Origin of the sequence: Anatilimnocola floriformis, assembly GCF_024256385.1 — a bacterium.
GTDB classification, from domain to species: Bacteria; Planctomycetota; Planctomycetia; order Pirellulales; family Pirellulaceae; genus Anatilimnocola; species Anatilimnocola floriformis.
Genome location: NZ_JAMLFW010000001.1, coordinates 5,998,903 through 6,021,857 on the forward strand (window position 1 = coordinate 5,998,903; position 22,955 = coordinate 6,021,857).

Consider the following 22,955-nt stretch of genomic DNA (forward strand, 5'->3'; position numbering starts at 1 on the left):
GAATCCTTTTAGTGGCGGGGGCAGTAACAATAGCGGTGGTTGTGGTCCCGGCTGCAATCACTAGCTCACGAAACTTGGCATGAACCGTTATTTCAAAATCCACGGGATGGACTGCGCTGAAGAGGTAGCCATTCTCAAAGGAGAAATTGGCCCCCTCGTTGGCGGCGAGCAATTCCTGACGTTCGAAGTTCTCAACGCTCGAATGGGAGTAACGGTTCCCGAGGACCAAGTAGCCACGGCAGAAATCATCAAGGTCGTTGCCGGAACCGGCATGACCGCCGAGGTCTGGCGGGAGACGAAGGGTGATGCACCGGCAACCGGTTTCTGGTCGCACAATGGGCAAGCAATCCTCACCCTGACTTCGGGGATACTTGGTCTGCTGGGTTTCGCGCTTCAAGTCCAAGCATCCGGAAGCGTTGCTGCCGCCTTTGGCTTTGCTGAGCAGGCCGGGCCAGTTGCGACACCGATTCTCGCGCAGTTGTGTTTCAGCCTAAGCATCCTCGCAGGTGTCTGGCACTTTCTGCCGAAGGCGTGGTACTCCCTAGCACGCTTCCGGCCAGACATGAATTTGCTAATGACCGTCGCCATCGCCGGTGCGGTCACGATCGGCGAATGGTCGGAAGCGGCGACAGTTGCCTTTTTGTTCTCGGTGTCGCTGTTGCTTGAATCGTGGAGCGTGGGACGTGCCCGCCGAGCGATTGCCGCATTGATGAGTTTAGCGCCGCCAACGGTCAGGGTAGCTGGAAGGGACGGCGCCGAGCGAGAGGTTCCGCCTGAGCAAGTAAATGTTGGGGATCTATTCCTCGTTAAGCCCGGCGAGCGGATTGCCCTGGATGGCGTCATCGCTCAAGGGAGCAGCGATGTGAACCAGGCTTCGATCACCGGCGAAAGCGTGCCGGTCAGCAAATTGCCAGGTGCTGAAGTTTATGCCGGCACAATCAACGGCGACGGCGCTCTGCAGGTGACTTCGACGAAGATTGCCAGCGATACGACGCTGGCCCGCATCATTCGCATGGTCGGCGATTCGCAATCGAAGCGTGCTCAATCCGAACAGTGGGTAGAGACGTTTGCTCGATATTACACTCCCAGCGTCATGGCGGCGGCGCTCGCGGTACTTGTCATTCCGCCGCTCCTCCTGGGCGGTCAATGGCACGTCTGGTTCTACAACTCGCTCGTGTTGCTCGTCATTGCCTGTCCCTGCGCACTTGTGATTTCCACGCCGGTGAGCATTGTCGCTGCCATTGCAACCGCTGCACGTCAGGGCGTGCTGATCAAAGGTGGGGTGTTCGTTGAGGTTCCCGCTCATCTCAAAGCCATCGCTCTTGATAAGACCGGCACGCTGACTGCGGGAAAGCCCGCAGTGGTAGAAGTCGTACCCCTCAATGGACATTCGGAGGAAGAGTTGTTGCAGCGCGCTGCAGCGATGGAGTCACACAGCGATCACCCGCTGGCGCTCGCGATATTGCGCTATGCCGCCGAGAAGAAGGTCGTCGCGGCAGCGGCAGAAGATTTTCAGATTCTCCAAGGCAAAGGAGCCACAGCGAAGTTCGATGGCCGGCCATTTTGGCTGGGCAGTCATCGCTATTTGGAGGAGCGTGGGCAGGAGACATCGGAAATTCACGAACGCCTCGAAACCCTGTCAAGCGCCGGCCGGTCAGTGGTGGTCATCGGAAACGAAACCCATGTCTGCGGGATGATTGCTCTTGCGGACCAGCTTCGTCCCGAGACTCAGCAAGTTATTTCTGCATTACGGGCACAGGGAATCGAACATCTGATCATGCTTACCGGCGATAACAGGGCCACAGCCGCCGCAATTGCACAAGCTACTGGCATTGACGAGTTTCGTGCGGAATTGCTGCCCGCCGACAAGGTCAAGGCGATCGAGGAACTGTTGCAAAAGTACGGCCAGGTCGCGATGGTGGGCGACGGTGTGAACGATGCTCCCGCCCTCGGTCGCGCTACCTTGGGAATCGCCATGGGCGCCGTCGGCAGCGACGCAGCCATCGAAACTGCCGATGTCGCACTGATGAGCGATGACCTGTCGAAAGTTGCTTGGCTCATCGGACATTCACGACGAGCACTCGCGATCATCCGCCAAAACATTTTCGCGTCGCTGGTGATCAAAGTTCTATTCGTCGTGCTCACCCTCGCTGGATTTGCATCCCTCTGGGCCGCAATTGCTGCCGATGCGGGCGTCTCCCTGCTGGTCGTATTCAACGGCTTGCGTTTGTTGAATGCCGGGCAGGGAAGTCCGCAATCGAGGCAACCTTCGAGCGATTAGAATCCAATCCGCAGTCCGAAATTGCTGCCTCGGAGGTACACGCCGTTTTGTTGATACTGGCTGGGGTAACCGCCGTATCCGTAGCTGCCATTATACGGCCGATAGTTACCGCCTTGATTGTGATGCTGACCACCATGATTATGGCCGCCGTGCCCACTGTTGTGGCTATGCCCACGATGGTTGTTGTGACTGTTGTGACCACCATTCCCGCCCCCGGCAGCGATGGCTGAAGAGGAGAACACGCTACCCGTCGACAGGGCAGCGACAGCAACCAGGGTGAATAGGAAACTTTTCATCGCAGAACGTCCTTGAAAGTGAGCTTTTGATTTGATTGAGCAAGATGCTCAAGCCAACAGTTCAATAATAAAGCAGAGGCCGTGCCACAATTCTCGCGTTTGCAGCAAGCTGCTCCTGCTTCAGGATTTGCGCGATATCACTTGCCTGCGACAGACACCAGGACCGCCAAGACCTGCCATCGCATTGACGACAGTCGATTGTCGTATTGATTTAAAACTGGATGCCGCATCGTCGTATTCGAAAATGGCGGCGCAACTCTGCTCGGTTGCCATCGAATGGTTTTTTTTCGATACGCTTCGGTCACATCGGCCGAAGCGGCCCTCTGCGACCACCTCGGCGTAGATTGCTGGCGTAACTCGAATGGAGTCAACCCCGGGTGCTCAGATCAATCGCCCGTTCTCGCGCGCGTGGAAATTCGATCCGCCCCGCGTCGACGTTCTCTGCGATGTCTCGCGACGCAGATCCGACACAAGCTGCTTCCACAATCGTGAGCATTTGATCGGAAAGGTGCGGAAGCGCTCTAACGATCAGCGCGAGACGGTCATTCAATGCCAATACATGACTCTTGGTGCCGCTGTCCTGCAGCGCCAGTGCAGCGCCGCATGATGGACAATTGACATAAGTCATTTCCTGCTTGCCTGTTGTTGAAAATTTCGACGCGGGTTCAATTCCCGCCGCCTCCACTAAAAGGCCACTTGGGATGAGAAGTTCCAAAGGGCCTTTTTTTGTTGATTTCGCCAATCAACATCACCTGTTTAACCGTGCTCAACTTTCGAGAAATAAGACGGCTGCCGTAACACGCGCCATCAGAACCGACAGTAATCCGGGCCCGCGGCCAGCAAACTAACAACCTCTACCCCGGGTTCTCAATCAAGAACTGTTCAATCAGTTTCTCTTCATCTCCAGACAATCGCCAATCGGCGGCACCGGTTAGTTGGCTGAGTTGGCCGGGTTTTCGCGCGCCGACGATTGCTGCGGTGACGGCGGGTTGGCGGAGGGTCCAGGCGATGGCGACTTCGCCGGGGGATTTTTGGTGGGGGCGGCCGATGGTGCGCAGGATTTCGACCAGGCGGAGGTTGCGGCTGAAGAGAGGTTCTTGGAATTGCTTGTTCTTTTCGCGACGCCAGTCGTCGGCGGGAAGGGCGTCGTGGCGTTCCTTTGTCCAGGCGCCGGTGAGCAGGCCTGATTGCATCGGTGAGTAGACCAGCGTGCCGATGTTGTGCTGGGCGCAGTAGGGAAGAATGTCGGCTTCGATGTCGCGGCGGAGCATGGAGTAGGGCGGTTGCAGCGAGGTGATCGGGCCGTGCGCGGAGATCTGAGCCATTTGGGCGGCGCTGAAATTCGAGACGCCGGCCCAGCGGATTTTGCCGGCTTGTTTGAGTTGCTGCACGGCTTGCCAACCTTCATCGATGTCTTCGGGCGGTTCAGGCCAGTGGATTTGATAGAGGTCGATGACGTCGACCTTCAGCCGACGCAGACTGGCTTCGCATTCACGGCGGATGCTGTCGGCTTTTAAACTTTTGCCGATCTGGCGGCTCTCGTCCCAGACGCGAGCGCACTTGGTGAAGACATAAGGTCGGCGGGCAGCGGCGACACCGGCGAGCGCTTTGGCAACCACTTCTTCGCTGTGACCGAGGCCGTAGACGGCAGCGGTGTCGATCCAATTCAGGCCGCAATCGAGGGCTTCGTGGATGGCGGCGATCGAATCGGCGTCGTCCTGCGGTCCCCAGCCGAACGCCCAACCACCACCGCCAATCGCCCAGGCCCCGAAGCCGAGGGGAGTGATGTTCAGGTCTGAATTGCCGAGTTTGCGGGTTTGCATCGGGTGCTCCGGGAACGAATGTCGATCAAATGGTGAGTGCGTCGAGCCTACAAGATTAGACGCCCATTCACGCAGCAGCAACGGAGTTGTGCGGCGAAGCTAGCAGTGAATCGCGGCCAAGGTTTCGTACCCATTGCGGCCGCTGTGCGGTACAATCAGGGCTCAGCATCTCGCCGCCACGGGGCTGTTCGGTTTGTTCCACGGTTCGGAATTTCTGAACGTGAAGTTGCTCAACGCTGGCCGACGCCGCAGGTTATAAGAACGCGAGAGAACTGACGATGAACGCAGCAACACGCGAGCCCATTCGGCTTGCTGGGTCGACCCTCAAGCACTCCGGCCATGTATGTGCCTTCTTCAATTCAAAAGAAGAGCAATACCGAGTGCTGATGCCCTTCATCAAGGATGGCATCGAGCAAGGTGATAAGTCGTTTCACATCGTCGATCCTAAGCAGCGGCCACAACATGTCCGCCAACTGCAGGAAGAAGGAATCGACGTAGCCGCCGCCGAAGCCCGTGGCCAACTCGAAGTTTTTCCCTGGGAAGAAGCCCACGTCCAAGATGGTCGCTTCGATCAGTTCCGCATGCTCGACTTGGTGAAAGACGCGATCGCCAAACAGGCCCCCGACCAGGTCACGCGATTCGTCGGCAACATGGAGTGGGCGCTGGAAGATCTGCCCGGCGTGCATGATTTGTTGGAGTACGAGACTCGGCTGAATTTGTTTCTACCGCAATATCGCGATCCCGTTGTTTGTTGCTACGACTTGTCGCGCTTTGATGCGAGCACCGTCCTCGATATCATGCGCACGCACCCGATGGTGATCATCGGCGGCATTTTGCAAGAAAATCCGTTCTACGTGCCGCCCGACGAGATGCTCAAAGAGCTGCACGAGCGGAAAGCCGCGTAACGCGCTTGATCACTCAGAATTGCTGCGAGTAAGACAGGTTCATGGACCCTACTGCCGACGCCGTTGTCGAAAATCGTCAACTGCGGCGCACCATGCGCGATCTGGTTGCCCTCTCCACCTTGCCCGCGATCTGGACGGGCCTGGGGCCGGAAGGAATCGTCCGCAGCCTAGCCGATGCGCTGTTAGGGATGCTGACGCTTGAGTTCGCGTATGTGCGCTGCGCTGGGCCCACGGCACAGAGTCCGCTGGAAGTCATCCGCACGCGGCAGCGCGGCGACTCTCAGGAATTAATCGAAATCGTGCGTGCTGTGTCAGACAGCGCCACGACAGAAAAGCCGATCAGCATTCCCGATCCTGCCGGCAATGGCACACTGCTGGTCGCCGTTACCCGTTTCGGGATTGGTGAAGACTGCGGTGTACTAGTCACGGCGAGTCGGACGGCAGAATACCCCAGCGAGCGCGATCGGCTGTTGCTCGGCGTCGGAGCCAATCAAACCTCCATCGTGCTGGGACGGTTGCGAACCGAGGCAGCACTGCGGGCTCGCGAAGATCGTTATCGCGTGCTGGTGACCGCGACAGCGGATGTCGTCTATCGGATGAGTGCCGACTGGTCGGAAATGCAACCGCTCGATGGGCGGGGCCTGGTGGCCAGCAATTCGGCGCCGATTCGCAATTGGCTGACGAAGAACATTCCCGAGTCGGAACACGATGTAGTGCGAGAAACCTTCGGGGCCGCGATTGCAAATCGGCAGACGTTCGAATTGGAACATCGCGTCTATCGCCCCGATGGCAGTGTGGGGTGGACGTTTTCGCGAGCGGTGCCCATTGTCGATGCTGAGGGACAAATCATCGAATGGTTTGGAACCGCACGCGATGTGACCGCACAGCGGCAGGCCAGCGAAGTTCTCACGCGGGCCACCGCGGCCACCGATCGGCAGCGCCGGCTGTATGAAGCCATCCTATCGGGAACGCCCGATCTGATTTATATCTTCGGCCTCGACTACAGCGTGCTCTACGCAAACGATGCACTCCTCGCGATGTGGGGCCGCACGATGGCCGACACAATCGGCAAGGGCTTGCTCGAACTCGGTTATGAACCGTGGCACGCCGAGATGCATTGGCGCGAGATCGATCAGGTGCGCGCGACCAAACAACCGATCCGCGGCGAAGTGCCCTTCAACGGTACGAACGGCAGGCGCATCTACGATTATATTTTCGTCCCTGTGTTCGATGCCGACGGCGAAGTGGAAGCCGTGGCCGGCACCACGCGCGACGTAACCGATCGCAAAAACATGGAGGACGAACTGCGCCGCCTGGCCGCGACGTTGTCCGATGCCGATCATCGCAAGGACGAATTCCTGGCCACGCTCGCACACGAACTGCGCAACCCGCTAGCGCCCATTCGCAACGGCTTGCAGATTCTCAAGCTGGTGCAGAACGATCCCGAGTCGCGCGAGCAATCGCGGGCGATGATGGAACGGCAAGTCGATCAGCTGGTGCGACTGGTCGACGATCTGCTCGATGTCAGCCGCATCAGTCGCGGCAAAATGGAGCTTCGTCGCGAGCACGTGCTGCTGGTCGATGTGCTGGCCAGCGCCGTCGAAACGAGTCGTCCGCTGATCGAGCAAATGGGTCACGAGCTAACGATCACGCCGCCCACTCAAACAGTGATTGTCGATGGCGATCTCACGCGACTCGCGCAAGTCTTTTTGAATCTGCTCAATAACGCAGCCAAGTACAGCGAGCGCGGAGGCCGAATTACGCTGACAGCCGAACTAAGAGGGACGAATGTCGTCGTGTCGGTGCGTGATACGGGCATCGGGATCGCACCCGAGCAATTGCCGCGGATTTTTGAGATGTTCTCGCAAGTCGATCAATCGCTGGAGAAATCGCAGGGTGGCTTGGGGATCGGGCTGACACTGGTCCGCCGCCTGGTCGAAATGCACGGCGGCAGTGTTGAAGCCCGCAGCGAAGGGCCGGGCCGCGGGAGTGAGTTCATCGTGCAACTGCCAGTTGTCGTGGCAGATTCAGCGGTGCCGACAAAGAAAAATGAATCGACCAGCAAGTCCTCGCTGCGAATCTTGATTGTTGATGACAATCGCGACAGCGCGATGAGCCTTGCCAAGATGCTTAAGTATTTGGGGAATGAAACGCACACCGCTAACGACGGCGAAGAAGCGATCGCCGCGACCACGGAGTTCGAGCCGCAGGTGATTCTGCTCGACATCGGCCTGCCGAAACTCAACGGCTATGAAGCCTGCCGTCGCATTCGCAAACTGCCACGCGGCCAAGAGATGCTGATCATCGCCCAAACCGGCTGGGGGCAGGAAGAAGATCGCCAGCGAACGCGCGACGCCGGCTTCGATCATCACCTGGTGAAGCCCGTCGAGATTTCGAAGCTGATGAAACTCCTCGCGGATTGGGTGCCGAATCCGCCGAGCTAAGCAACACATCACGCCAACGAGTCAACCACGATCGCAGCAACCGGCAAGCACCGGCTGGCCTGCGGCAGGTTGGCCCGCAGCAATCGATGGCGAACAATCCAGCCACAAATCACCACACCGCCGATGATTGCGCTGAGATACGTTCCCTGATGCATTCGCGAGACGATGTAGCAGGCATGATGCCGCGCGACCGGAATTTGCGACGCAAGCGGCTCGATGATGGTAAAGCCCGGCTCGGTGACTTCATGCGTGCCGAGCCAACCTGCCGCCGCCGTAACGATGGCCTGGAACACCAGCAGGCAGGCAAACGGAATCAGCAACTCCGCCGGTCTCATCTTTGGCCATGATCCCAAGCGCGCCGAGAAACCCGTGAGCGCGCCAATCAACGCGCCGCCCCACCATGCACCCAAAAAGCCCCAGGCAATTCCCAGCAGGGTCGGATCGTTCAGCCCGACGATGCGTGGATGAGCGACGGTGAAATACTCGGGGCACAATCGCGCGCTAATCTGATCTTGCAGCATCGCGTACAAAACTTCAGCCGTGATGCCGATCTGCAGCACTTGCCGCAACGGATCGGGCCGAAATGTCCAAAACACCAGCAGCCCGCCGACCACCACCAATTGAATCACAATCTTCGCGGGATGCAGCGGCTTGAGGAGCAGATCACTGCTCGCGAGTTCATTGCTCGCACTGCTGCTGTCCGGCGGCTCCGTTTGCCCGTGGGCAACGGCTGCAAACGACAACAGCATCGCCATCAGCATGCCCCACACGCAGCAGGAATTTCTGACGTAGCCCGACGTGGCAGCGCGGATCATGATTTCGCTCAGCAGCAGAGAAATGGTGTTTCCCAGCGCAAGCTTAGCTCATGAATCCCTTTCGACCGGTTCTGCCGGTTGCGCCGATAGCGCGGCCGCGACACTCACCGACCGCGCGACGGTGGCCAAGGAAAGAAGGCACTCGTGCGACGCTGGTAGTCGCGATAAGCATCACCGCGGCTGGCGAGCGACTGCGCTTCAGCCGGTGGGATGCCAGTGACGAAATTCAAAAAGTAAAACATGGCCAGCGGCGGGCCGAGCGTGAGCCACCACCAACTGAAAGAGACGCTCAGCAGCACCAGTGCGCACCAGAACATCCATTCGAAAAAGTAGTTCGGATGACGCGTGTAGCGCCACAAGCCGACATCGCAAACCTTCTGCGAGCCTTTGTTCTCGCGACGAAACGCCGCCAACTGCCGATCGCCAAGCCATTCGCCGGCGATGGCAATCACGGCGAGCGTGCTCCCCGCGAAGTCAAACAGCGATAGCTCTCCCGGCGCGTTACCCGCGATCAACGCCACCGACGCAAACAACGGCGCGACGACGGCCTGCGTTTGAAAGAACAAAAAGAAACGCCAATCTGCGGCAGTTCCATATTCCGCACGCATCTTTTGATAGCGCCGATCTTCTACGCCATGGAACAGCCTCGGCAGCAGATGCAAACCGAGTCGTAGCGACCACGTGGCGAACAACGCCGCGACAATCATTCGACGACTGAAATCCCCGCTCGCTATCAGCGAATAGTAAACTGCCAGCGCACCCGTGCTCAGCGTCCAAACCACATCCACGACGCTCGCATTGCGAGTCTGCCGTTGCCAGGCCCACGCCAGCGTCATGGCCAGCGCGACGACGAGCCAACCCGCGGCGAGTTGCCACGCGATCATCATCGCACCGATTCCTCGCGCCGTCGCGAACTGCCGGCTCGGATCGTTTTGCAAGCATCGTCATCGGGCAATTGATAGCGAGGTTTCGCCAGAACCAACTGCACCACATTCACCTGCCGCTCGGCAAATGCGGCTTCGCAGTATTGGAGATAGTAGTCCCACATCCGTATGAAGCGATTGTCGAAACCAAGGCGACGAACGTCTTCGATGTTATCCCAAAAGCGCTCACGCCAGGCCCGCAGCGTGCGCACGTAATGCGGCGACATTTCTTCCAAATCGCAGACTCGCAAATCCGTGACCCGCGCGAGCGAGTCGCCAATCTCCGCCACCGATGGCAAAAAACCGCCAGGAAAAATGTACTTGCCGATGAAGTCGACGCCGGCCGCGTGACGCGCCGCCACCTGATCGCGCATCACAATCCCTTGCAACACCATCAAACCATCGGGCCGCAGCAATCGGCTGCAGCGTTCGAAATAACCATCGAGATATTGTCGCCCAACGGCTTCGATCATCTCGATCGAAACGAGCTTGTCGTACGTCCCCTCCAGATCGCGATAATCCTTGAGATCGACGGTCACTAACGACTCCATACCTTGCTCGCGCATGCGCTCGCGAGCAAAGCTCGCCTGCTCGCGCGAAATCGTAGTGGTTCGCACCTGGCAGCCATAGCGCTGCGCAATGTGTGCAGCCAGCGCACCCCAACCGGTGCCGATCTCCAGCACTTCGTCGTCGCTCCGCAAATCGAGCTTACGGCAGACGCTGTCCATTTTTTCCAGCGAAGCATCGAGCATTTCCGAATTGCGATCGCGAAACACGCCGCAGGAATAGTTCAACGTCTCGTCGAGAAACAGCTGAAAGAATTCGTTCCCCAGATCGTAGTGCTCGTGAATATTCCGCTGCGAGTTTGCGCGGTTGTTTCGGCGCAGCCAGTGTTTCCAGAGCGCGACCCATTGCGACCAACGAGCTACGCCGCCATCGAGTCCCGTGGCCACGGCGGGATTTTGGATGCAGAGTCGAATCAAGCCAACCAGATCATCACACGACCAGTCGCCATCCATAAACGCTTCGGCTGCCCCCAAGCCGCCGCCGCAAGCAACGCGCTGATAAAAACCGGGAGCATGCACGCGCAGCGTCGCAGAGCCGGATTCGTTGGAATCGCCAAAGTGAAACACTTCGCTGCCATCGACAATCGTCAAACGCCCGACTCGCCAGGCTCGCAGCCGCGCAAGAACTGCCTGGCGGTAGAAATGATGAAACCATTTTTGAAACATAGTTGCGCCTCTCGACGGATTACTTCACGGTGCTATTCGCGATGTTTGCTGGCGATTCGGGATGCGGAAAATAGGGCGTTTTCTTCAGCCACAAACGAAAGGCTTGCCAATAAATGCCGGCATACACCTGTTGCGTTTGCAGCGGATAAGCCCACAGCAGTCGTTGCAGGTTGAACGTGCTCCACACCCGGCGCTTCAGTTCCAGATTTGCACTGAAGACGCAATCCTCGTCGACCGAACTGCTGCCCGCGAAGTTCTCGATGAACATCCGCAGCGTCTTCTCGGGCGGTGTGAAGCGAAAGCGATAACGCATCCCCATCGGCAAAAACGGCGAGACATGAAACTGCTTGTCGAGCCACAGCTCATCCGACTCACTGGCCGGCAACACATAGCAATGCGTCTCGCCCCACGGCGTGTTGTGTACCTCGGCGACGATCGCCGAGACTTGATCACCGGCCGGCGTGAAGCAGTAATAAAACGACACGGGGTTCATCACGAAGCCCCAGTAACGCAGTTGCGTCAGCGCACACACCGCGCCGTCGGCGCTGCCACCTTTCGCTCGAACGAGTTCGCGCACCGCGTCAGCGAGCGGCGTGTGCGGATCGCCCCAATGATCGTCGCGGCGAAACCAGGCCGGCGCAGGACCGGTGCATGACCACAACCAGCGACCCGCAAAGGCGGCGGGAAGTTGATCGAGATTGAGGTATACGAAACTGATCGGATAACGAAATGCGTGCGTGTGAGGCCGCAGCCGGCAGTGCGTCACCTGACCCTCGAAAACCGCGTGATTGGTAAGGGACAGAGTCATGCGGCGCTTAGTTCCTTCGCCGCATAGCGAGCTTGCAGTGCCTGGCAAACCGCCAGCGCACTATTCACACCGTCCTCATGAAATCCATTTCCCCAATAGGCGCCGCAATAAGAAACGCCTTCGTGGTCGATCACTTCCTGATGTCGCTGTTGCGCAGGCTTAGTCGCCAGGCTGAAGATCGGATGGCGATAGCTGATCGACCGCAATACTTTGCGCGGATCGATGCGAGCTTCCTGATTCAGAGACACGCAATATTCTTCGGGCGTTTTCAAGCCTTGCAGGCGATTCATGTGATAAGTCACGGTCGCGTGCGCTGCCGATTCGGCTGGAACGTAGTAGTTCCAACTCGCCCACGCCCGCCGCAGTCGCGGCAGCAGACTGGTATCGGTGTGCAGTACGGCAGTGTTCGATTCGTAGGTGAACGCGCCGAGAATCTGCCGTTCCCGCGGGGTTGCGCGTTCACCGAGCAGCCGTAGCGATTGATCGGCATGGCAACCCGCGATGACATGATCGAAAACTTCACTGCGACCATCGTCGAAGTGCAAACAAACTCCCGCTGCCTCGCGAACGATAGCGCGAACAGGAGTATTGACCTTAATCGGAGTCGGCAACGCACGCTGGATCGCCCGCACATAGGTATGCGAACCGCCCCGCACCACGCGCCACACCGGCGGATCGCTCAGCGTGAGCAAGCCGTGATTTTGATAAAACTCGATGAGAAACCGCAGCGGAAAATTTTCGAACACCGCGTGCGGACACGACCAAACCGCCGAGCCCATCGGCAGAAAATACTGTTCGCGAAACTCGCGCGAATAGGAATGCTGGCGAAAAAAGTCACCGACGGTGAGATGATCTTCGGGCGAGTTCATCAGCGCGAGGGCGTCTCGGCTAAATCGTCGCCAATCGCGCAGCAGTCGCCAAAAGCCTGGTCGCAGCAGGTTCATGCGCTGCGCAAACAAGCCGTTGAGTCCCGTTCCGGCATACTCCAGCCCCGTCCGCTCGCAACGCACGCTGAAGCTCATGTCGCTCACCTGCGACTCGACGCCTAGCTCGTTCAGCAAGCGGCAAAAATTGGGATAGGTCCGTTCGTTGAAGACGATGAAACCCGTATCGATGGCGAGAGGTCCTCTGACGGTTTCCAGCTCGATCGTGTTCGTGTGCCCGCCGACGTAAGCTCCCGCTTCGAACACCGTAACGTCGTGCTGGCCGCGCAGGTAATACGCCGCGCAGAGCGAGGAGATTCCGGAACCGATGACTGCGATGCGCATGGCCACTTACCAAAAACGTTCAAATCGTTCATTCACAACAGTAGCGAAAAGGCTAGTTTGGTCAATACGCGCTGCGGCATTCGCAGGAGTTCTTGAATTTTAAGTGACCGCCGTCTAGCATGAAATTCAGTCAAAACGTTCGAGGGGTTTTCGTGCCGTCATGTCGCTCCTAAGTCCGAAAATGGCCGCTGAAGCGCTCGGGGTGAGTGAGTCCTCGCTCAAGCGCTGGGTCGATCAGGGGGTGCTCACCGCAGTGAAGACGGTTGGCGGCCACCGTCGTCTCGAAACGGCTACGCTCGTCGACTATGCCCGCCGCAGCGGACGGCAGATCGTCAAGCCAGAGTTGCTTGACCTCGGCTTGGGTGGCAAGAGTTTGCGGAAAGGGAGCGTTCTGCGAACGCAGGACGATCCACTCACCGCGTTTCGCCAGGCGCTGCTGCGCGGCGATGAGTCAGGCTGTCGTTTTCTCGCTCGCGCTTGCCTCGCGGCCGGCATGACGCTCGCCGAATTTGGCGACCGCTTTGTGGCGACCAGTTTTCATGACGTCGGCGATCAATGGCTTCACGGCGTGACGGAAGTCTACGAAGAGCGCCGCGCCTGTCAGGTTTGTCACGGAGTACTTGCCGATCTCTTCACGCTACTGCCAACTCCGCGCGCCACAGCGCCGGTCGCCATCGGCGCTGCGGGTGAAGGCGATCCTTACACGCTCGCCACGTCGCTGGTGTCGCTCGTCCTCCGTCAAAACGGCTGGCGATCGCAGTCGCTCGGCAACAACTTGCCGTGGCCCACGCTGATCGAAGCCATTCGCGATTTGAAACCTCGACTGTTCTGGTTGTCGGTCTCGACGATCGATGATGAAGCAACGTTCGTTCGCAACTATCGCGCGTTCTACGCGGCCGTGGGAACGCAAACTGCAGTCGTCGTCGGCGGTCGGGCTTGGACGGGTGAGCTGCGAAGCAAAGTTCGTTTCGCCGCCCACTGCGATTCACTCGGACACTTAGAAGCCTTTGCCGCGACACTCATGCGGCCCGCTCGCAAAAAACTGCGCCCCAAAACTCCCTGAGGTCTGCGATGTTTTCCTGGAAGGCCTTTCTCGTCTTGCTGCCGATCTTCGCGATCATCGACCTGACTTACCTCGGGTTTGTGATGAAGTGGTTCTACGATCGCGAGATCGGCGAACTCGCCCGCCGCGCCAGCAACGGCGCCCTTGCTCCGCGCTGGATCGCCGCGGTGATCGTCTACGTGCTGATCCCGCTCGGCATCATGGTCTTCGTCCGACCGCACGTTGCGGCCACCGATTCCGTGCTCATCGCGCTGATGTGGGGCGCGGTCTACGGCTTGGTGGTCTACGGCGTGTACGACTTCACCAACCGCGCCACACTAGAGAAATGGTCGCTGCAACTCGCCCTCGCCGATGTCCTCTGGGGCTGCGTCCTTTGCGGCACCACGGCGGCAATCTCGCATTGGCTAACGCCGCCGCCGGGGTAGTGCGCTGACTAAAAACACGCTCGCTATTTGGCAAGCCACGCAAAGAATAACGAACTACTTCTTTGAACGGCGGTGAAGAGCCGCCTCAATCAGCTGGGCCGTACGATTCTTGTCCCGCCCTCGCGCGGCTTGGTGTGGAAGGTCACCGCTCTCGGCCTTGGCCGCTGGATCGGCACCATACTCCAACAGCAACGCGGCAAAGCGCGCGCTGTCGTCATCCGTTAGGTTGCGGGTGAAGATCGAATTCAAAAGCGGGCTGGAATTGCTAATATCAGTGGCGTTCGGGTCGGCGCCGGCCTGCAGCAGCAACTGCGCCGCATCAAAATGCCCGGAAAGACAAGCCAGCGATAGGGGCGGAAATCCCTGATATTGCGCGTTGAGATCCCACTTCGCACTTTGTATCGCGGCGCTGAGGGCTTGTGTCGCGCCATCTCTCGCCGCGATCGCAATCTGCGAGGGAGTTGGAGCAATTTCTCCATCATCGACGACGACTGTTTCGAACCGCGCGCCTTTTTCAACTACCAGTAAGAGCTCTTCGCCGTCGCAAGCGACCTCAAACCCTCCCTCGCCAATCCCGTCTTCCAACTGGCCTCTCGTGTCCTCCGCAAGCTTCTCGAGAAGATCTTTGTTGGGTGTATCGCTCGTCCAAAAATCAACACATAGAAAGAGGCGTCTGTTCTCGCTGATGCACCGAATAGTGCCACCCGAAACTCCCCCATCAAGCAAATCCTGAGAGAGATACGTTTCCAGCTTATCGCCAGCAAATTGCCAGTCAGAAAAACTTGGGTGACGTTTTCGCAGACCAGTTAACCGACTAACCAAGTTTCGCAGACCAGTTAACCGACTAACCAAGTGTGCGGCGACTCGGAATGTAATCTTCATTCGCTCACCACAGATATCTTGCGTTGCGAGCCTTGTGCAAAAAGAAAAAAGCCGTGATCCCTGTTCGGAATCACGGCTTTCGTGAAGTGGAGGATAACGGACTTGAACCGATGACCTTCTGCATGCCATGCAGACGCTCTCCCAACTGAGCTAATCCCCCGATTGTATGACTGTCGCGGCTGTGGGTGCCGTGAGTTTGTGTTCCTTGGGTAAGGCTTTCGGCCTGGGCGAAATTTGCCGTGCCGAATAGAGTAAGCTACCGATCCGGCCACCTGGTGTCAAGGACGGCTAAACGGGCTGTAGGGTTCGCGACGTTTGGTCGATGAACCTCGAACATGCCCGATTACATCGACGGGAAAGGTCGCCGCAGTTGAAGAAGTTTGTCGCTACATTCGCAAAAATCGGAGTTTCCGTCGCCCTGCTCGGCTATCTCGGCTGGCAAGCAGCCAATGCCACTCGCTTGGCTCCGACGCCCGACGATCCGAATCACAAAATTTATATCCTCCCCGAGCTGCTGGCCGGCCCAAAGGACTGGGGCATGCTTGCCCTGGCCCTGCTGGCAGTGCTGGCAGCCGTAATGATCACCATTCTCCGTTGGCACATGCTGCTGCGGACGCTGGGGCTGCAGTTCACCGCGCAGGAATCGCTGCGGGCGGGCTTCGTCGGCTACCTCTTCAACCTGCTGCCGCTGGGCCTGGCCGGGGCTGATGCGGTGAAGGCGGGCTTTTTGATTCATCGCAATCCGAGTCGCAAGACCGAAGCCATTGCCACGGTCGTGATCGATCGCATCATCGGTTTGTATGCCCTGCTGGTGATGGCCGGCGTCGCTGCTCTGCAGCTTGATGTTTCGCAGCTGAGCTTTCGGCCCGAGACCGCCGAACGCGATCGCGCGGCGACGATGTTGTTTTGCTCGGTCGCGCAATATGTGGCGCTCGGCAGCACCATCGCCTTTGGGATCATGCTGATTCCCGGCGTGACGGAACTGAAACTGTGGGACAAGCTCGAGCACCTGCCGGGCGTTGGTTTGGTGTTTAAGAAACTCGTCGCGGCGATGCGGACCTATCGGCAATCGACGCCGCGGGTGCTGCTGGCCATCGCGATGAGCTTTTGCGTGCACACGCTCTACGTCAGCATGGTTTTTTTCGCGGGCCGCGGCCTGTGCAGTCCGCAGCCGGCGCTGGCGACGCACTTTGCCTTTGTGCCGATCTCGATGGTGGCTGGTGCGTTGCCGATCGGCGCGTTCGAAGCCACGCTGAACGGTTTGTATTACGTCTTCTCGCCGGAGAACACGCCGGCCATTCAGGGCTTTTTGATCGCGCTCACCTATCGCGTGTTGCAGATCTCGGTGGCCACGATTGGTGTGTTTTATTACTTCACAGGTCGGCAAGAAGTGAAGCAAGTGATGGCGGAACAAGCGGAAGCCAAAGCGGTGGCTTGAGGTTGTAGATTTGCGCCTGACAATTTGCGCCTAACTTACGGGCAGCCCCTCACCCCTACCCTCTCCCCGGAGTACCGAGGAGAGGGAGTATGAGGCACAGTTACTCGTAGACAAAAATCGCCGTGGCATTGCAGTCGCGATCGGGGACGAGGCGGATCCAATAGCCGGCGAAATCGTCTTTAAAGGTGTGCTTCACGATCGCGCCGGGTTCGACTTCGATCGTTTCGAACTTCGACCAATCGCCGTAGCCGGTGAAGTCGACTTCCAGTTGCATCCGCACCGTTTTGCTGGCGTCGTGTTCGATCGTCAGCCGTTTCTGGTCATAGCCGGTGAGCAAATAGGGATCGCTCGCCTCGCCTGCTTTGACGGCTGATTGCCGCCAGGGACCACCGACACCGCGGGGCTTGCCGAACTTCCACAGATCGTCGACCGCGCCGACCCACAGCTCGCACTTGTCGTCGTCGGAAGTAATCAGGTGCTCGCTTCTCCCCGGGCTACCCTCAATGCCGCTGATGACGAGCAAACCGCGGTACGAACAGTAATCGTGAATCCGCCGATTGTGCGTCGTGATCGGCCGAAGCTTGGCCAAGCCGCCAGCGTTCTCGGCGGGGAGTTCATAAAACGTGCCGTGCACATTCAGCAGGTCGCGTTCGGTGCAAACTTCGCGGTCGACCCGCTCGACACCGAAGGGCCCGGGTTTGTCGAAGGCAGCATCACCCTTGGGCAAACGAAAGCGGCGACCCTTTTCATCGACAATCAGAACTGACGCGTCGTCGATGGTGACGACATCCTTCGGAATCGCGAAGGTCTTTTCCGCGTAAGCAAAACCGTCTTTATCGTCGGCTTTCTTCAGCTTGAGTTCGGCATCGAGGTCGTAACAGCCCAATTCTTTCACTTCACCATTCGCAGCCGATTTTGCCGCGAAACGAAGCGTCTGCAAACCGCCGCCGCGAGCATAGATCAAGCCGCCGCTGACGCTTTTACTCTCCGGTGTTGCGATGCCGTTAAAGATCATCGAGGCTGTTGAGTTCCGTCTGTCGGCATTACGCAAGTGAACCTGTGCGGTCACGCGCTCGACGTCTCTTTTTGTTCCCAGCCGCAGCCATTCATCACGACCGTTGGGGAGCATGATCCACATCCCTGTTGGCGGCACTTCTACCGACTTGTGCAAAACCAAGTGACCATCGCCCTTTGTTTCTAAATCGAAAGTCACGGGCGTTTTCGCGTTGTGCTCAATCCACAGGCCGCGATGCTCATAACCGCCGATCAAAAACGGGTCGCTGGCGATATTCGCCTTCACGGCTTCGTTGTGCCAGATCGCGCCGCGGCCGATCACCGGTCCGACATGATCCAGCGAATCGGGTTCCACAAACCACAGATTCGATTGCGATTGCCCCGGCCCACCGATCTCGCCTTTGAGTTTCCGCTTGTTAAGAAACTCGCTTTTCGCCGTGTCGTCGCAGCCGAAGACGATCTGATCGTTCCAGCGGCAAAAGTCGCCGATCACTTTCAAATAGTTCGAGCGCGGCCGAACGCCGCTGGTGTTCGTAGCGGAGAACTTTTTGGGAAACTTCCAAAACGTGCCGTGCATTGTCATCAGCAGATTTTCGCCATCACCGACGTCGCGGATCCGCGGCCATTCGGTGTTCCAACCGTGCGCGCCGTCGTAGGAGTGCGATGCCTTCGGCAGTCGAAAAGCCTGCCATTTGCCGTCATCGAGCAGCATCAGGATCAGCGACTTGGCGTCCCAGCCGACGCTCCACAGGGGATCTTGTTGGCTGTCGTTGCCAAAAATCCCGCCCGGGCCGGTCACTTCGGTGAATTGATTGCGGCGCACGAGTTCCCAGTCGCTGACTGTGTCGACGTTCGGCTTCCACTGCGCGAGCGCGCCGGAGGCAATCGTCGGATCGACAAGAGCCTTGTCACTCCGCTCGCCGTTGTTGGCATACACCACTCGGCCTTGACCGGAATACAAACCCTTGCCGTGATAGCCGGGCAGCTTGGAATCGACGGTCAACGGCGATTTTTCGGCGGTCGTGCCGGCCTTCGCAGCGTTGCCGTCCTTGATGAGGCTGGTCACTTCCAGCGTGCGCACATCCACTTCATACAAGCCTTCTTCCATGGTGGCGTAGTACAATTTCTTGGCAGGCTCTTCCAAATGGCGAGCAACGCCAGTGAGCCGGCCGGGCATCTGCTTCCAGGAAATGGTGCGCACCTTTCCTTCGGCGTCGATCAGGTACGGGCCGATCGCCAGCTGGTCCGTCTCGCGGTGGATCATCCGGTTGGCCGGCGTGCCGCCGATGCTCTCAGGGCGGATGATCTGCCTGAGGTCGGGCGTAATCTCGTACAGCTTGTCGGACGAGCCAAACGGCAAGTGCGGGCCGTAAGTGATGACCCACAGCCGATTTGCCCACGGCACGATCGCACCCGTGCCGCACTCTCCTTCGTTGTTGAACATGGCCAGGTGCGGATAAATGCCGCTGACCTGCACTGGCTCGGCAGCAGTGAGATTTGCCGCCGCTAAGAGACAGAGGAAGATCACTCCAATTGCCAGTCGCTGTATTGACATTGCCGTTCCGCCCGCTTTTGATGACATTAATGCCTGACCTGCCGACCGCGCGAGCCGCAAATTTCGCGGCTGCACCAAACCGGCACTGCAGTTGCTCGCAGTGAGGTATCCTTTTGTACGCTGTCAAAATGACACTGCCTACGGTGGGACCATGAAGCTGGAAACTCCCTCGCTGCTGATCACCGACGACGATCGCGATTTTCGCGAGACGTTGGGGGGTGTATTCGAAGCGCGGGGCTTTCGCATCATCGAAGCGGGCGACGGCGAACAAGCCCTCGAGATCATCCACCGCGAGCAGGTCCACCTGCTGCTGCTCGACAACCACATGCCGCGGCTGACGGGCCTGGAAACGATCCACCGCCTGCGTCACCTGCAGCTCGAGTTGCCCTTCATTCTCATTTCCGCTGCGCTCGATCAGCAGATCGAAGCCGAAGCCCGCGCGGCGAAGGCCTTCTCGGTTCTCTCGAAACCAGTTCGCTTGCCGGATATCACCGGTATGGTCGCCCGCGCGATGCAGCAAGTCTACTGCTGGTCAGCCCCCCAACGCTCAGCCTAGGTAGCCCGACGCGTGAGCGAGGGTTTGGGCAAGTGGAAATGATTTACGGCAACGTGCGGCAGCACCGTTTCTCGGGGCGAGTTTGCCCCATGATCTTCGTTCGCCACCGCTTCCGTTGTGCTATCGCACGTTGATGAACCTAACCTCCTCGCGCCCAAACCCTCGCTCACGCGTCGGGCTACCTAGATGATCGTTTCAACTTCCGTGTACAAAAACGTCACGCCGCCGGTCGCGTAGTTTGGCACATCGGCCACGGCGGCTTGGCCTTCGGGTGAGGCGAGCAATTGCTCGAACTCGGCGCGACTCTCCATGTAGAGATCGGCGACATAGTAGTAAGGGCCCGGCGTACCATCGGGCGTGCCGGTGACTTTGCCGACCGTCCACTTCTTGAGGCCCTTCATCTTTTTGGCGAGAGGGATATGGGCTTCCTCATAATATTTGTCGAAGTGCGCGGGATCGCGCGGATGGCCGTACAGCACGAGCAGGCGAATCATGGTTGCTATTCCTCAGTGATGTGAAAGCTGCGGAGCGGAAACAGTCGCAGGGCGCCGGCGTGCGGCAAGGCAAAGACCGGCGTCACGCCGATGCGCTGCAGATGTTCGACGGCTGTATCGCGCAACCACCAACCGGTCGCGGGAACCATTTGTTTGCCACCGCCATCGGGAAGCACCACGCACGGGAGACCGGTGTAGTCGCTGCCGCTCTCTTCCTCGTGCTCGCGAATCAACTGCGCCGCCGCGAGATAGGCGCCATTGCCGATGAGCATGGCGTTCGCAGGCTGCACGCCCGAGAGTTCTTCGAGCTCGAGTGATTCGACCGGACTCGTTTTGCTGCCGTAGGGCTGCCGCAACAAAAAGCCGGGCCAGAGGAGCGACGTTTGTTTGGTATCGGGCAATCGGCGCACGGAGAGCCAGGTTTCGGAAGGCCGTTGCATTTCTGCGGGCTGAAACGGTTTATCGCCGGCCACGCAGCCGACGGCATCGTCGGTCAAGCCGATCAGCAAGCGCGCCCGGCAATCGTTAGCGATCAAACTAAGCTTGCCGAGGACTTCGACGTCGGCGAGCGACGAGGTCAGGCGTTGATCGAGCACGATCACATTCCAACCCGGCTCCTGCTTGAGCTTTGGCCGTTGCACAAAGAGCTCATACAGCGCGCTCTCGGCGAGGTTCGACGCGTTGAGATCATTGCGCAGTTCTTGCTCGCTCAGATCAATCACGGCGACTTTGATGTTCACATCGGAATCGACGCGCCGGACCAACCAATCGAGACTCCGCCAGCGGGCTTCGAGTTCACGAAACGGGCGCGAGTGCAACAGTTGCTGAAGGGCAAACGCAGTGGCCTGGTCGGCCGTATCGAGCCAGGCATCCTGCCGCGGATCATCGGCGGGAATCGAATAAGGCGCCATCATTGCCTGGGCATAGCGTTCGATTTCATTCAGTCGTCGCGGCGGTGGAGCTTCTCCGGATTCGCTCGCGTCGAGAATTTGATCGAGCAGACTGCCGCCCTCGCTCGGATTCGAATTGGTGGCAGCGGGCGCTTGCGCTTCGTCGCGAAACGCAAGCGTTGGAGGAGACGAAGATGGCGATGATGGTGGCTCGAGTAGCGTCTTCGCTTCTTCCATTGCGGCGACAAAGGTCTCGCGCTTCGACAATCGCCCCCGCAACTCGCGCAGGGCTCGCAGCGAGGCGACGCGCTGCAGCAGCGCATCGGGATGGAAGTCGTCGAGCGAATCGATCGGCACCGAGCCCAGTTCGCCGCTCGGCGTGACCGGCACACCGTCGAGGCGGACATTAAAATGTTGCAGCACTTGCTCGAAGTTGTCGCGGTCGATGGCAAATGCCCGAATCGCGCCGCTGCCGCGGGCTTTGGCATTTCGCTGACTCCCCCGGCCGCTGAAATCGCCGAGGACGACGATTTTGAGCGGCAGCTTCTCGTCGATCTCCTCGGCGCCGTCAGCCGCTTCCATGCCGACCCGCGAACCGCCCAAAGACCATGATTTGCCCATGTTGCCCTCATCGCTTCGATTGGACTCCGACCGCCACGGCTCGGCGGGAGCCTCGCCCTCCCTGTGCTGCCGCCCGCTATTTATAGTGGAACAACGCCGGCCAGCGATCGGCTGAGAAACGAAAAAGTAGGCCGGACCGTTGGTCCGGCCGGTGGCGGGTACCGAGTAGGGTTCGCTGCATGCGCAGCTCCAGCCGGACCAATGGTCCGCCCTGCGAAGACAAACACCCCTCCGACGAGCAGGGTTATAAAAGGTTATAGCCCGAGCACGAAAAATTTCAGCAAGGCATTACCACAAAAAGACTTACGTCGAATTCAAAACACAATAACCTGTTATATATAACCCCAACCCCTGGCCGACATTTTGGCCGGCGGGGAATTATTTTGGCCGATCCGTGACGGCAGGGGGATATTTCGATCTAGCGAGGATACGGGACTGCGAATTCAAATAGAGTTTGCGGCCCGGAGACTTTCATCCGCCGACGGCTTGACCCGGTCGGTACAATCCTCACGCTCTTGTGCCGCCATGCAGGACAAATCGCTGATGTCGCCCCCCACGCTAGCAGGATCTGCCTCTTGGAATTCGGAGACGAATTCCGAGCCCGCCAATCCGCGGCTGAATGCCCTGCTGCACAATGCCCGCCAGGGAGATCGGCAGAGCATCGGTGAGCTGCTGTCGCAGTACCGTGCGTATCTGACGATGCTCGGGGCCGCTCAGTTCCAACAAAGATTGCGGCCGCGCGTCAGCCCATCGGACATCGTCCAAGATGTGATGCTGCGGGCCCATCGCCACTTCGGCCAGTTTCGCGGCGAGACCGAGCGCGAGCTTCTCGGCTGGCTCCGCGAAATCCTTATTAACAGCCTCGCCCGGTTCGTCGAACAACATGTGCGCGCCGCGAAGCGTGACATTCGGCGCGAAGTTTCGCTTGATAACTTTACAGCCGCTGCCGGACCACTGCCGGAAGCGTCGCCCGGCAAAGCCGAGGCCCCCAGTGCTGCCATTCGCCTGGGCGAGCAATCGCTGCTGCTGACCGAATTGCTGAACCAATTGCCCGAACATTATCGCGAAGTACTTGTCCTGAGAAATATTCAGGGGCTGGCTTTTGAAGAGGTAGCTGCCCGGCTCGACCGGTCGCCCGGGGCCACACGCATGTTGTGGTTGCGAGCGATCGAAAAACTGCGAGCCGTCTACCGGAAGGCTGATCGAACAGATGATTCCTGAT

At 58.8% G+C, this 22,955-nt stretch carries 20 protein-coding genes and 1 tRNA gene; 8 read left to right on the forward strand and 13 right to left on the reverse strand.

The annotated features are described in order from the left end of the window. Positions 1-79 precede the first annotated feature (79 nt). Complete coding sequence (locus M9Q49_RS23825) at positions 80-2,281, forward strand: heavy metal translocating P-type ATPase (protein WP_254511488.1); 2,202 nt, start codon at positions 80-82, stop codon at positions 2,279-2,281. Here the strand turns inward: M9Q49_RS23825 and M9Q49_RS23830 are convergent. From M9Q49_RS23830 to M9Q49_RS23840, 3 genes are all read right to left on the reverse strand, one after another. Continuing rightward, positions 2,278-2,577 (reverse strand): hypothetical protein, encoded by a 300-nt coding sequence (locus M9Q49_RS23830; protein WP_254511489.1) that lies wholly within the window; start codon positions 2,575-2,577, stop codon positions 2,278-2,280. The two genes, M9Q49_RS23825 and M9Q49_RS23830, sit on opposite strands and share 4 nt — an antisense overlap. Positions 2,578-2,944: 367 nt before the next feature. After that, positions 2,945-3,292, reverse strand: a complete 348-nt coding sequence (locus tag M9Q49_RS23835) for a hypothetical protein (protein WP_254511491.1) — start codon at positions 3,290-3,292, stop codon at positions 2,945-2,947. Positions 3,293-3,431: 139 nt separating this feature from the next. Then, positions 3,432-4,400 (reverse strand): aldo/keto reductase, encoded by a 969-nt coding sequence (locus M9Q49_RS23840; RefSeq protein ID WP_254511493.1) that lies wholly within the window; start codon positions 4,398-4,400, stop codon positions 3,432-3,434. Between the two features lie 278 nt (positions 4,401-4,678). On the opposite strand from M9Q49_RS23840, the gene M9Q49_RS23845 reads away from it, so the two are divergent. Beyond that, positions 4,679-5,305: an MEDS domain-containing protein gene (locus M9Q49_RS23845; RefSeq protein WP_254511495.1), complete on the forward strand. Its 627-nt coding sequence runs from the start codon at positions 4,679-4,681 to the stop codon at positions 5,303-5,305. A gap of 41 nt (positions 5,306-5,346) precedes the next feature. Next, a complete protein-coding gene (locus tag M9Q49_RS23850; RefSeq protein WP_254511497.1) occupies positions 5,347-7,749 on the forward strand; it encodes a PAS domain-containing hybrid sensor histidine kinase/response regulator in 2,403 nt (800 codons plus the stop codon). Positions 7,750-7,757: 8 nt separating this feature from the next. On the opposite strand, the gene M9Q49_RS23855 is transcribed toward M9Q49_RS23850, so the two are convergent. The 5 genes from M9Q49_RS23855 to M9Q49_RS23875 form a co-directional block, all read right to left on the reverse strand. Next, complete coding sequence (locus M9Q49_RS23855) at positions 7,758-8,564, reverse strand: hypothetical protein (protein WP_254511499.1); 807 nt, start codon at positions 8,562-8,564, stop codon at positions 7,758-7,760. Between the two features lie 104 nt (positions 8,565-8,668). Then, entirely contained in the window at positions 8,669-9,451 is a 783-nt protein-coding gene (locus tag M9Q49_RS23860) for a DUF1295 domain-containing protein (protein ID WP_254511501.1), read from the reverse strand. Beyond that, a complete protein-coding gene (locus M9Q49_RS23865) occupies positions 9,448-10,719 on the reverse strand; it encodes an SAM-dependent methyltransferase (RefSeq protein WP_254511503.1) in 1,272 nt (423 codons plus the stop codon). Before M9Q49_RS23865 ends, M9Q49_RS23860 begins: the two co-directional genes overlap by 4 nt. A gap of 19 nt (positions 10,720-10,738) precedes the next feature. Beyond that, a complete protein-coding gene (locus tag M9Q49_RS23870) occupies positions 10,739-11,527 on the reverse strand; it encodes a DUF1365 domain-containing protein (protein ID WP_254511505.1) in 789 nt (262 codons plus the stop codon). Beyond that, complete coding sequence (locus tag M9Q49_RS23875) at positions 11,524-12,795, reverse strand: NAD(P)/FAD-dependent oxidoreductase (protein WP_254511506.1); 1,272 nt, start codon at positions 12,793-12,795, stop codon at positions 11,524-11,526. The genes M9Q49_RS23870 and M9Q49_RS23875 overlap by 4 nt, the downstream gene beginning before the upstream one ends. Before the next feature lie 160 nt (positions 12,796-12,955). Between M9Q49_RS23875 and M9Q49_RS23880 the strand changes: the two genes are divergently transcribed. Both M9Q49_RS23880 and M9Q49_RS23885 read left to right on the forward strand, forming a co-directional pair. Next, positions 12,956-13,858, forward strand: a complete 903-nt coding sequence (locus tag M9Q49_RS23880) for a MerR family transcriptional regulator (protein WP_254511508.1) — start codon at positions 12,956-12,958, stop codon at positions 13,856-13,858. A gap of 8 nt (positions 13,859-13,866) precedes the next feature. Then, entirely contained in the window at positions 13,867-14,283 is a 417-nt protein-coding gene (locus tag M9Q49_RS23885) for a DUF2177 family protein (RefSeq protein ID WP_254511510.1), read from the forward strand. 54 nt (positions 14,284-14,337) lie between these two features. Here M9Q49_RS23885 and M9Q49_RS23890 read toward each other — a convergent pair whose 3' ends face one another. Both M9Q49_RS23890 and M9Q49_RS23895 read right to left on the reverse strand, forming a co-directional pair. Then, positions 14,338-15,165 (reverse strand): ankyrin repeat domain-containing protein, encoded by an 828-nt coding sequence (locus M9Q49_RS23890; RefSeq protein WP_254511512.1) that lies wholly within the window; start codon positions 15,163-15,165, stop codon positions 14,338-14,340. An 87-nt stretch (positions 15,166-15,252) separates the two neighbouring features. Continuing rightward, a tRNA-Ala gene (locus tag M9Q49_RS23895) sits at positions 15,253-15,325 on the reverse strand. A gap of 210 nt (positions 15,326-15,535) precedes the next feature. Between M9Q49_RS23895 and M9Q49_RS23900 the strand changes: the two genes are divergently transcribed. After that, the gene (locus tag M9Q49_RS23900; RefSeq protein WP_254511514.1) at positions 15,536-16,603 is read left to right on the forward strand and encodes a lysylphosphatidylglycerol synthase transmembrane domain-containing protein; all 1,068 of its coding nucleotides are present in this window, start codon (positions 15,536-15,538) and stop codon (positions 16,601-16,603) included. 100 nt (positions 16,604-16,703) lie between these two features. On the opposite strand, the gene M9Q49_RS23905 is transcribed toward M9Q49_RS23900, so the two are convergent. After that, the gene (locus M9Q49_RS23905) at positions 16,704-19,172 is read right to left on the reverse strand and encodes a hypothetical protein (protein ID WP_254511516.1); all 2,469 of its coding nucleotides are present in this window, start codon (positions 19,170-19,172) and stop codon (positions 16,704-16,706) included. Between the two features lie 151 nt (positions 19,173-19,323). On the opposite strand from M9Q49_RS23905, the gene M9Q49_RS23910 reads away from it, so the two are divergent. Continuing rightward, positions 19,324-19,728 carry a response regulator gene (locus M9Q49_RS23910; protein ID WP_254511517.1) on the forward strand — a complete coding sequence of 135 codons (405 nt, stop codon included), beginning with the start codon at positions 19,324-19,326 and terminating at the stop codon, positions 19,726-19,728. A 182-nt stretch (positions 19,729-19,910) separates the two neighbouring features. Here the strand turns inward: M9Q49_RS23910 and M9Q49_RS23915 are convergent, their stop codons facing one another. Beyond that, a complete protein-coding gene (locus M9Q49_RS23915; protein WP_254511519.1) occupies positions 19,911-20,222 on the reverse strand; it encodes an EthD family reductase in 312 nt (103 codons plus the stop codon). A 5-nt stretch (positions 20,223-20,227) separates the two neighbouring features. Continuing rightward, positions 20,228-21,733: a type VI secretion system contractile sheath domain-containing protein gene (locus M9Q49_RS23920; protein ID WP_254511520.1), complete on the reverse strand. Its 1,506-nt coding sequence runs from the start codon at positions 21,731-21,733 to the stop codon at positions 20,228-20,230. 525 nt (positions 21,734-22,258) lie between these two features. Between M9Q49_RS23920 and M9Q49_RS23925 the strand changes: the two genes are divergently transcribed. Then, positions 22,259-22,954 (forward strand): sigma-70 family RNA polymerase sigma factor, encoded by a 696-nt coding sequence (locus M9Q49_RS23925; RefSeq protein ID WP_254511521.1) that lies wholly within the window; start codon positions 22,259-22,261, stop codon positions 22,952-22,954. Position 22,955 lies beyond the last annotated feature (1 nt).

What these genes read in the sequence shown, in the direction of transcription:
- M9Q49_RS23840 (WP_254511493.1), bottom strand. Translation starts at nt 4,400, where the DNA reads ATGCAAACCCGCAAACTCGGCAATTCAGACCTGAACATCACTCCCCTC.
- M9Q49_RS23845 (WP_254511495.1), top strand. Translation starts at nt 4,679, where the DNA reads ATGAACGCAGCAACACGCGAGCCCATTCGGCTTGCTGGGTCGACCCTC.
- M9Q49_RS23890 (WP_254511512.1), bottom strand. Translation starts at nt 15,165, where the DNA reads ATGAAGATTACATTCCGAGTCGCCGCACACTTGGTTAGTCGGTTAACT.
- M9Q49_RS23850 (WP_254511497.1), top strand. Translation starts at nt 5,347, where the DNA reads ATGGACCCTACTGCCGACGCCGTTGTCGAAAATCGTCAACTGCGGCGC.
- M9Q49_RS23855 (WP_254511499.1), bottom strand. Translation starts at nt 8,564, where the DNA reads ATGATCCGCGCTGCCACGTCGGGCTACGTCAGAAATTCCTGCTGCGTG.
- M9Q49_RS23860 (WP_254511501.1), bottom strand. Translation starts at nt 9,451, where the DNA reads ATGATGATCGCGTGGCAACTCGCCGCGGGTTGGCTCGTCGTCGCGCTG.
- M9Q49_RS23885 (WP_254511510.1), top strand. Translation starts at nt 13,867, where the DNA reads ATGTTTTCCTGGAAGGCCTTTCTCGTCTTGCTGCCGATCTTCGCGATC.
- M9Q49_RS23925 (WP_254511521.1), top strand. Translation starts at nt 22,259, where the DNA reads ATGCAGGACAAATCGCTGATGTCGCCCCCCACGCTAGCAGGATCTGCC.
- M9Q49_RS23825 (WP_254511488.1), top strand. Translation starts at nt 80, where the DNA reads ATGAACCGTTATTTCAAAATCCACGGGATGGACTGCGCTGAAGAGGTA.
- M9Q49_RS23880 (WP_254511508.1), top strand. Translation starts at nt 12,956, where the DNA reads ATGTCGCTCCTAAGTCCGAAAATGGCCGCTGAAGCGCTCGGGGTGAGT.
- M9Q49_RS23865 (WP_254511503.1), bottom strand. Translation starts at nt 10,719, where the DNA reads ATGTTTCAAAAATGGTTTCATCATTTCTACCGCCAGGCAGTTCTTGCG.
- M9Q49_RS23915 (WP_254511519.1), bottom strand. Translation starts at nt 20,222, where the DNA reads ATGATTCGCCTGCTCGTGCTGTACGGCCATCCGCGCGATCCCGCGCAC.
- M9Q49_RS23875 (WP_254511506.1), bottom strand. Translation starts at nt 12,795, where the DNA reads ATGCGCATCGCAGTCATCGGTTCCGGAATCTCCTCGCTCTGCGCGGCG.
- M9Q49_RS23870 (WP_254511505.1), bottom strand. Translation starts at nt 11,527, where the DNA reads ATGACTCTGTCCCTTACCAATCACGCGGTTTTCGAGGGTCAGGTGACG.
- M9Q49_RS23910 (WP_254511517.1), top strand. Translation starts at nt 19,324, where the DNA reads ATGAAGCTGGAAACTCCCTCGCTGCTGATCACCGACGACGATCGCGAT.
- M9Q49_RS23905 (WP_254511516.1), bottom strand. Translation starts at nt 19,172, where the DNA reads ATGTCAATACAGCGACTGGCAATTGGAGTGATCTTCCTCTGTCTCTTA.
- M9Q49_RS23830 (WP_254511489.1), bottom strand. Translation starts at nt 2,577, where the DNA reads ATGAAAAGTTTCCTATTCACCCTGGTTGCTGTCGCTGCCCTGTCGACG.
- M9Q49_RS23920 (WP_254511520.1), bottom strand. Translation starts at nt 21,733, where the DNA reads ATGGGCAAATCATGGTCTTTGGGCGGTTCGCGGGTCGGCATGGAAGCG.